Here is a 7,324-nt window from a genome sequence, read left to right as displayed (position 1 = left end):
TGCCGCTAATACTAAATTAACGTAAGAAGCGATGTAGAAGAGGGCAAACTTCATGCCGGAGTATTCAGTCTGATAGCCAGCAACCAGCTCTTCCTCAGCCTCTGGGAGGTCAAAGGGCAGACGTTCGCATTCGGCTAGTGCCGCAATCCAGAAAATCACGAAACCGACTGGTTGCCGCCAGATATTCCAGGATAAGATGCCATAACCCGACTGTTGTTGGACGATATCGATCGTACTCAGACTATTGGACATTAGCACGATCGCCAATACCGACAAGGCCAGGGGAATTTCATAACTGATCGACTGAGCGGCGGCACGCAAGCCCCCAATCAGCGAATACTTATTATTCGACGCATATCCGGACATCAACAAGCCAATCGGCACGACACTCGACAGCGCAATCCAGAAAAATACGCCAGTATTGATATCAGTAATCACCAAGTTCTGACCGAAGGGCACGATCAGGTAGGAGATAAATACTGGCAGGACGACGATAATCGGCCCGACCGTAAATAAAATCGGATCGGCATTGGCCGGGGTAATATCTTCTTTAAATACTAGTTTCAGCCCGTCGGCGACTGGCTGCAATACGCCCAAGGGGCCAGCAAATTCCGGCCCGATCCGCTGTTGGGCAGCCGCAGAAATCTTCCGCTCCAACCACACGTTAACTAATACGCCGACTGTTGCCCCAATAATCATCAGCAACATCGGAAACGGCATCCACAACACCTTGGCCAACTCGGGAGCAATACCAAAGTCGCTGAGGGATTGAATAAAAGTTCCTTGGAGATCGATACCTGAATTCATATACTTGGTTTTTAGTTAACGTCAGATCGAGATCGGGAGATTCACGATCGTCTTTACCAGTATATCGTGGTGGGAGTATTTGGAGATCGACTGCGATCCAATGGTTGTCATCGATTTGGCTAGATGGTTTCAGCCTCGTCGCCGGTAGAGGCTACAGACAAATTGACCATCACGACGCGATCGAAAGGCTGCAGTATTGCCATCAGCATCGACAACCAACCGCGCCCGACAGTCATAGGATGCCGATGCTTGCTCGATGCCATCGATGCTGACCATCGCCTGATATTGCCAGTAATTCTTTGCACTGCGTTTGATGCTGACAATACAAATCCGCCGATCCTCAACCTGACGACAAAACTCCGCCCGCACCGAATCGGTATTCGTCAACCAGAGCAATAACCCGATCGCGCATAATTTGATTAGATATTTCAACACTAGTCGATCGATAAGTACGGCGGGGTGAGGTTAGCGGATAGTGGATAGTGAATAGTTGATACAACAATGGTTATGACTGAAATTGCTCTGAGGTTCTCTCAGAGCAACTATAAATTATCAATTATCAACGATCGACTAAATTAGAATCTTTCCCCAATCCCGAATTGAATCCGGCTTTGCGATAGGTTGTTCACAGCATAGTCGAGACGGATCGAACCCAGTGCGGGTACGCCAATCCGAATGCCTGCGCCATAGCCAAAACCATTACCAGGCTTGCCGCGCAGTCCGGCTGGATCGCCAGGAACGCTGCTACCAGTGCCCAGATCGCTCCCATAGTCAAAGAAGATTTCGCCACCGACGATCGACACAATCGGGAACCGATATTCAGCAGTCGCCTGGAAATAACTGCGACCCGAGCCGATATCGCCCTCTTCATAGCCGCGTACCGATGTCGGCCCGCCCAAACTAAATGCCTCATAAGGCGGCAGCGTGCCTAAGATCGTCCCACCTTGGACGTTGAACATCAATGATTGAGAACCGGGTGTGAAATTGGTTAATTTCACAGGGACGTATTGAGTATAACTCGCTCTGGCTCTGGTCATGGCAATATTGCCTAGACCGATCGGGGCTGATTGATCGAGTCCCAATTTCAACAGCGACCCTTGGCTGGGATCGGTAGCACTATTGCGTAAATCTTGCGTCAATCCGAGCTGTACCATCAACAGATCGTCTTCGCCGGTGCCGCTGGCTGTGAGGTTGCGACCGCCGATTTGCGGGACTAGCGTGCCGTTAGCAAGGCTATTGCCACTATTGAAATTCTGAACGGACACGCGTTGATACTGTAATCCCAGCGAAGCGCGCCACGGACTGTCGGTGTATGGATCGCCATTAAGCGGACGATAGAAGGTAATCCCGCCACCCTGCCTGACGATTGTCGGGGTATCACCAGTAGTGCTGCCCGAGGGAATACTGTTCGGTACGTATTGAGGTGTCGTACCACCGCCGAAAATTAACGATGTCGATCGCCGCGAAAAGATGTTGGTAGTATAAGAGGTGCGATTGGGGTCTGTCGCAATCCACGGATCGGTAAAGCTCAGATCGCCCAGGAAGCCGGTGGTACCGAGTTGGAGATTCGCCCCGATCGTTTGGGCATTACCGCCGACGTTCAGCTGGTTGTAGCCGACACTTGCAAATAGACCATTGGCGGAACTCAGACCGCCCCCAGCGACGATCGAGGAGGTCTTTTTCTCGACGACGTTAAATTGGAGGACGACTTTGGCCGGATCGGTACCAGGCGCAAATGATACCCGCACGTCATCGAAGATGCCCAAACCATAAATCCGTTGGAGATCTTTTTGGATCGTCTGGCGATTGAAGATTTTGCCCGGTTTTAATTCGGCTTCGCGAGTGACGATAAAGGGTCGCGTTAGTCCCTTGAAGGGCTGCTGCTTGTCATCGACTAGCGAACCCTCTTTATTAATAAATCGGACTTGGACATCTTCGATCAGCCCTTCAGCGATCACTAGCACCAACTTACCGTCACTAGTGGGTTCTTTGACCTCGACTACTTGTGCCAGGTTATAACCCTGCTTTTGATAGAGGGCATTCAACTGCACGATCGCGGCTTGAACTTCGACGGAATTTAATGGTTTCCCATACTGATTTTGAAATAGAGCATCAATGTCTGCTTGCTTGAGGACAGTGCTACTATTAGCGGGCAAAGTTTGGATTTGAACTTGCTGCAAGGCACCATAAGGTGTAACCAAGACACTGAGTTTGACACCTTTATTCGTATCTTCAGGGACGATCTCAACTGTCGAGAACGCACCTAGAGCGCGGACGGCATTGAGATTCTGCTCTAGTTGTTCTCGCGTCGTCGGTTGTCCGGTTTTCACCGTCAGCACTTGGCGAATTTTAGATTCTAGCTCTGGTGCTAATGTGCCCGTAGGGCTTTTGACGACGATGTCTGAGACTAATACTTGTTTTTGGTTGGCGGCTGGCGTGGTAGGTGTCTGGCTGGTGGGAGTGGTAGCGGCTGGTTTTTTGCTAGGCTGTTGGCGAGGGACGATCTTTTTCTTGCGAGTTTTGCGATTAGCTGCTACCAAATCCTTGGCGGTGGGGATATCTGCCACATTCTGCGCCGCCGAGACAGCGATCGGTTTGCGTTCGACGATCGAGTTAAGCAAACTTGGCTGCGCTACCAATCGCCCGATTTGAGTCGAATCAGCATGAGCGGGGGCGAGGTTGGCAACTTGGGCGATTGTCGCAATCGAAGTAACTAACAGTAATCTAAATTTTAATTTCATGTGCTATGTATAGTAAATAGTAGTTGACAGCCGCTCGATCGAATAGACATGGATCGCTGTCTACACCTCGATCTGGATCCGCCGAACGCTACTCCTGGACTCCTAAAACTCTGGCCAAAACTTGTTGGTAAGCATCTTCAATCTTACCGAGATCGCGGCGAAACCGATCTTTATCTAAGACTCGTAAATTGGGATCGGGTTCCCCAGTCAGCCACAACCGACAGCTATCGGGGCTGATTTCATCAGCCAGCAAAATCTGCTGGTGCTTGTCGATGCCAAATTCGATTTTGAAGTCAACTAGTGTAATTCCACACAGTTGGAAAAAGTGGATCAGAATATCATTAATCTGACGCGCTTTGGCTATGAGGATGTCTGCTCGCTCGGCTGTCGTTAACTCCATCAACAACAATCGATCGCGTGTCAGTAGCGGATCGCCCAAACTATCGTTTTTATAATAGAACTCAACTAACGGCTCTGGCAAGACCGTCCCCAGCACGATCCCCGTTTGTTGACACAAACTGCCCGCTGCAATATTGCGGACGACGACTTCGATCGGGATAATCTCGACGGCCTTGACGCGCATTTCATTAGTTGCCGGACAGTCGATAAAATGGGTGGCAATCCCCTGTGCGGCGATCGCGCGAAATAAATGGGCGGCAATTTGACAGTTGATTTCCCCTTTGCCAACGATCGTTCCCCGCTTTTGGGCATTAAACGCCGTCGCATCATCTTTAAAGTAAGCCAGCAAGATCTCTGGATCGTCTGTCGCGTAGAGAATTTTGGCTTTACCTTCGTAAATCTGCGGATGACGATTCATGCTCAAATAGTTACAATTAGAGGGGTTAACACTAGATATTAGCTGAAAATTGGTAGCAGTTACCAAGTATTCGTCGTTAACAGTCGTGCGGTAGTGCGCTAAACCGGACTAGCCGCGCACGATCTCGTCGCCAAATAAAGTTAGTACGGGCACAGATTCCCAGAATTATTGTCTTTTAGAATAGCGACGTGAGTGTTAATATCTCGGATACACTACAGGTGCGATCGTCTTTCAGCACGTCTACATAGAAGATGTTTAGTTGTTAGCTACAGCGGCTCGATCGGGTGGTATAAAAACACACTCGAACTTCGCAATTTAATAGTCCATTCCCATAAATTAGGATGTAAGATTGATGTCAAAACAGAGCGATTTCTTTTTGTATCAAAACAACCGCTATAACGGTGAGTTTAAACCTGAAAACCTAGTTTTCAACAGCAACCTACAAGAATTCACTCAGAAAGTTAGCTATATTTGTAGCCTGGAAACTGCGGGTAAGCTTACGCCCGAAGAATCTTACAAGCAGATTAAGCGTCTGTGGAAAGATCTCAAACGTACCAAAAAACAGCTCGGTATTGGCGTCCAAAATAGTACCGATGGTAATGATGAATTAGATGCCGAGTAGATAGATTCAGCCGGTTGCAGAGTGCATGGCGACCACTTGTCGATAATACTGTTGCAACTGTCGCGTCGCTGCCGCCCAACCCCAGCGTTCGGCTTCCGAGCGAGCATTGTCACGAAGCTGGCGACTGGCTACTGGATCGGCCAATAGCTTGCGAGTAGCGTCGATCGAACCTTGCGGTGCTTCAGGGTCGAACAGATAACCATTTTGACCATCGGTGACGATATCGGGAATGCCACCCGCCCGAGCGGCAATAACCGGACAGCCAGCAGCCATCGCTTCGAGTAAGACTAATCCCAATGTCTCCGTCCGCGAGGGAAAAATAAACGCATCGGCGACTGCATAAGCCGCCGCCAAGTCTTCACCGCCCAGATAACCGACAAAATGTGTCGGCGTACCGGCAAAATAACTTTCCAAATAAGCGCGATGCGGCCCATCGCCGACGAGGGCGAGTCTCGTCCCCGGGAGTGCTGCCAAAACCGGCTTAATCTGCTCGATATCCTTTTCTGCTCCCAGTCTACCCACGTACAACAGCAAGCGGCTGTTCGGTTCTCCAGCGGTCAAATAGTCCCGCATCGCCGCAGTGGCTTTACTCGGATGAAAAGTCTCCGTATCCACCCCCCGCTGCCACAATTGCACGCGCTCGATCCCATGCGCGCCCAACTCCTCTACCATCGCGCTTGAAGTACACAGATTTAATTCCGCCTGATTGTGCGCACCTTTTAATAATTCCCACAACAATCCTTCAAAAATGCCCAAGCCATAGCGATCGAGATATTTGGGTAAATGGGTATGATACGAGGCCAGCAGCGGGATCTGACTGGATTTAGCATAAAAAATTCCGGCTAGTCCCAAGACTGCTGGATTGACCACATGAATCAGATCTGGCTGAAATTTGGCCAGTTGGTAGCCGATTTCTGGACGGGGAAATGCTAGCTTTAATTCGGGATAAAGCGGAAATGCAAAGGCAGAAAGTCCGCAAATCCGCGCGCCGCAGTAAGATTGCAAGCCGCCTTCGGGACAGAAGACTAAGACTTCATCGCCCTGTCGCTGAAGTTGTTCGATCGTCTGTTTGAGTCGAGTGACAATCCCATCGACTTTTGGTAAAAAAGTTTCGGTGAATAGAGCAATACGCATCGTTTGGCTAGAGATCCACAATCTCGATCGCTTGGTTAGGATCGCTCCTAAACTATGACTGACATGAGTATAACTGTCTTCGGTCGCCGATCTACGATTCGGGGAGTTGCTGTACCACCGTATGGGAGTTGGACTTACAGCAACATCCAATAGCGCGTATACATCGATCGACCGATCGGTGTATAATAACAAAGAATTACCTGGAGAGGTGTCCGAGTGGTTGATGGTGGCTGACTCGAAATCAGTTTTAGGGTTACACCTAACGGAGGTTCGAATCCTCTCCTCTCCGTATCTTGAGCTAGTTACTAAATATTTATATCCAAACCCCTAATTTATGTTACGGGGTTTGTATGTATGTGCGCATTACCTTTTACAGTGGTGCAAACAGACCGGGAATTTCGACCTACTAGCCGATGATTATTACCATTACTGCGCTTAAAGGTGGTGTCGGCAAGACAACCACGTCAATTCACCTGGCTGCTTATCTTCAAGACTATGCGCCAACATTACTGATTGATGCCGATCGCAACCGCTCGGCACTAGTCTGGTCGCGAGAGGACAAGCTAACCTTTACCGTAGCCTCTCAAGCTGGTGCCACGGCGATTATTAGTAAGTATACGCACATTATTACCGATACCCAAGCCCGTCCCGAACAAGACGAACTCAAGGATTTGGTGGCTGGCAGCGATTTGCTGATCGTTCCGACTACGCCCAACCATCTCGATATCGATACCACGATCAAAACTACCGAATTACTGGAAACTTGGGGCGCGAAATATAAAATCTTACTCACCCAAGTAGATTCCCGTACTAAGACCGGACGCGAGGCTAGAGCGATTCTTGAAGAAGCCAAATTACCACTATTTAAGGCCGAAATTCCGCTGTTGGTGGCTTTCGAGCGATCGTCCAGTCGTGGCGTGGTAGTGCGCGATTATCTCGACCCCCGCGCGCAGTTGGGCTGGGCTAAATACCAATCTGTCGGCAAAGAAGTATTGGGATAAAAACCTAAATTGGTGAATTATTGGGCAATTCATCGAAACTATTGCAACCATATCCCCGACTTCTCCAAGAAGTCGGGGATATGTCATAAATTCAACTATCAACTATCAACTATCGGCGTTGCTGGATTGAGGGATGAAGCGTAGACTTTGCCCTCACCCCGCCAGAGCCGCAGGATCTGGCGGGGTGAGGGCTTAATCATCC

The 7,324-nt window shown here is 49.4% G+C and carries 7 protein-coding genes and 1 tRNA gene; 3 read left to right on the top strand and 5 right to left on the bottom strand.

Annotated elements, in window-relative coordinates; genetic code table 11:
- From RMO84_RS03520 to purC, 4 genes are all read right to left on the bottom strand, one after another.
- The coding region (locus RMO84_RS03520) for an NADH-quinone oxidoreductase subunit H (protein WP_310487064.1) at positions 1-807 on the bottom strand (807 nt) is incomplete at its 3' end.
- Between the two features lie 129 nt (positions 808-936).
- Positions 937-1,239 carry a hypothetical protein gene (locus RMO84_RS03515; RefSeq protein WP_310487063.1) on the bottom strand — a complete coding sequence of 101 codons (303 nt, stop codon included), beginning with the start codon at positions 1,237-1,239 and terminating at the stop codon, positions 937-939.
- 143 nt (positions 1,240-1,382) lie between these two features.
- Positions 1,383-3,548, bottom strand: a complete 2,166-nt coding sequence (locus RMO84_RS03510) for a BamA/TamA family outer membrane protein (RefSeq protein ID WP_310487062.1) — start codon at positions 3,546-3,548, stop codon at positions 1,383-1,385.
- A gap of 88 nt (positions 3,549-3,636) precedes the next feature.
- Positions 3,637-4,365, bottom strand: a complete 729-nt coding sequence (gene purC, locus RMO84_RS03505) for a phosphoribosylaminoimidazolesuccinocarboxamide synthase (RefSeq protein WP_310487061.1) — start codon at positions 4,363-4,365, stop codon at positions 3,637-3,639.
- A gap of 352 nt (positions 4,366-4,717) precedes the next feature.
- Here purC and RMO84_RS03500 point away from each other — a divergent pair, with 352 nt between their 5' ends.
- Positions 4,718-4,987 (top strand): hypothetical protein, encoded by a 270-nt coding sequence (locus RMO84_RS03500; RefSeq protein WP_310487060.1) that lies wholly within the window; start codon positions 4,718-4,720, stop codon positions 4,985-4,987.
- Positions 4,988-4,993: 6 nt separating this feature from the next.
- Here the strand turns inward: RMO84_RS03500 and RMO84_RS03495 are convergent, their stop codons facing one another.
- On the bottom strand, positions 4,994-6,121 hold the full coding sequence (locus tag RMO84_RS03495) for a glycosyltransferase family 1 protein (protein WP_310487059.1): 1,128 nt from the start codon (positions 6,119-6,121) through the stop codon (positions 4,994-4,996).
- A gap of 202 nt (positions 6,122-6,323) precedes the next feature.
- Here RMO84_RS03495 and RMO84_RS03490 point away from each other — a divergent pair.
- Together RMO84_RS03490 and RMO84_RS03485 are read left to right on the top strand one after the other, a co-directional pair.
- Positions 6,324-6,410: transfer RNA gene (locus RMO84_RS03490), tRNA-Ser, on the top strand.
- Between the two features lie 124 nt (positions 6,411-6,534).
- Positions 6,535-7,122, top strand: coding sequence for a ParA family protein (locus tag RMO84_RS03485; protein WP_310487058.1), 588 nt, complete (start codon positions 6,535-6,537; stop codon positions 7,120-7,122).
- Positions 7,123-7,324: the final 202 nt, after the last annotated feature.

Source organism: Chamaesiphon sp. VAR_69_metabat_338 (assembly GCF_031423935.1).
Classification (GTDB): domain Bacteria; phylum Cyanobacteriota; class Cyanobacteriia; order Cyanobacteriales; family Chamaesiphonaceae; genus Chamaesiphon.
This window is presented reverse-complemented; position numbering and strand designations above follow the sequence as displayed.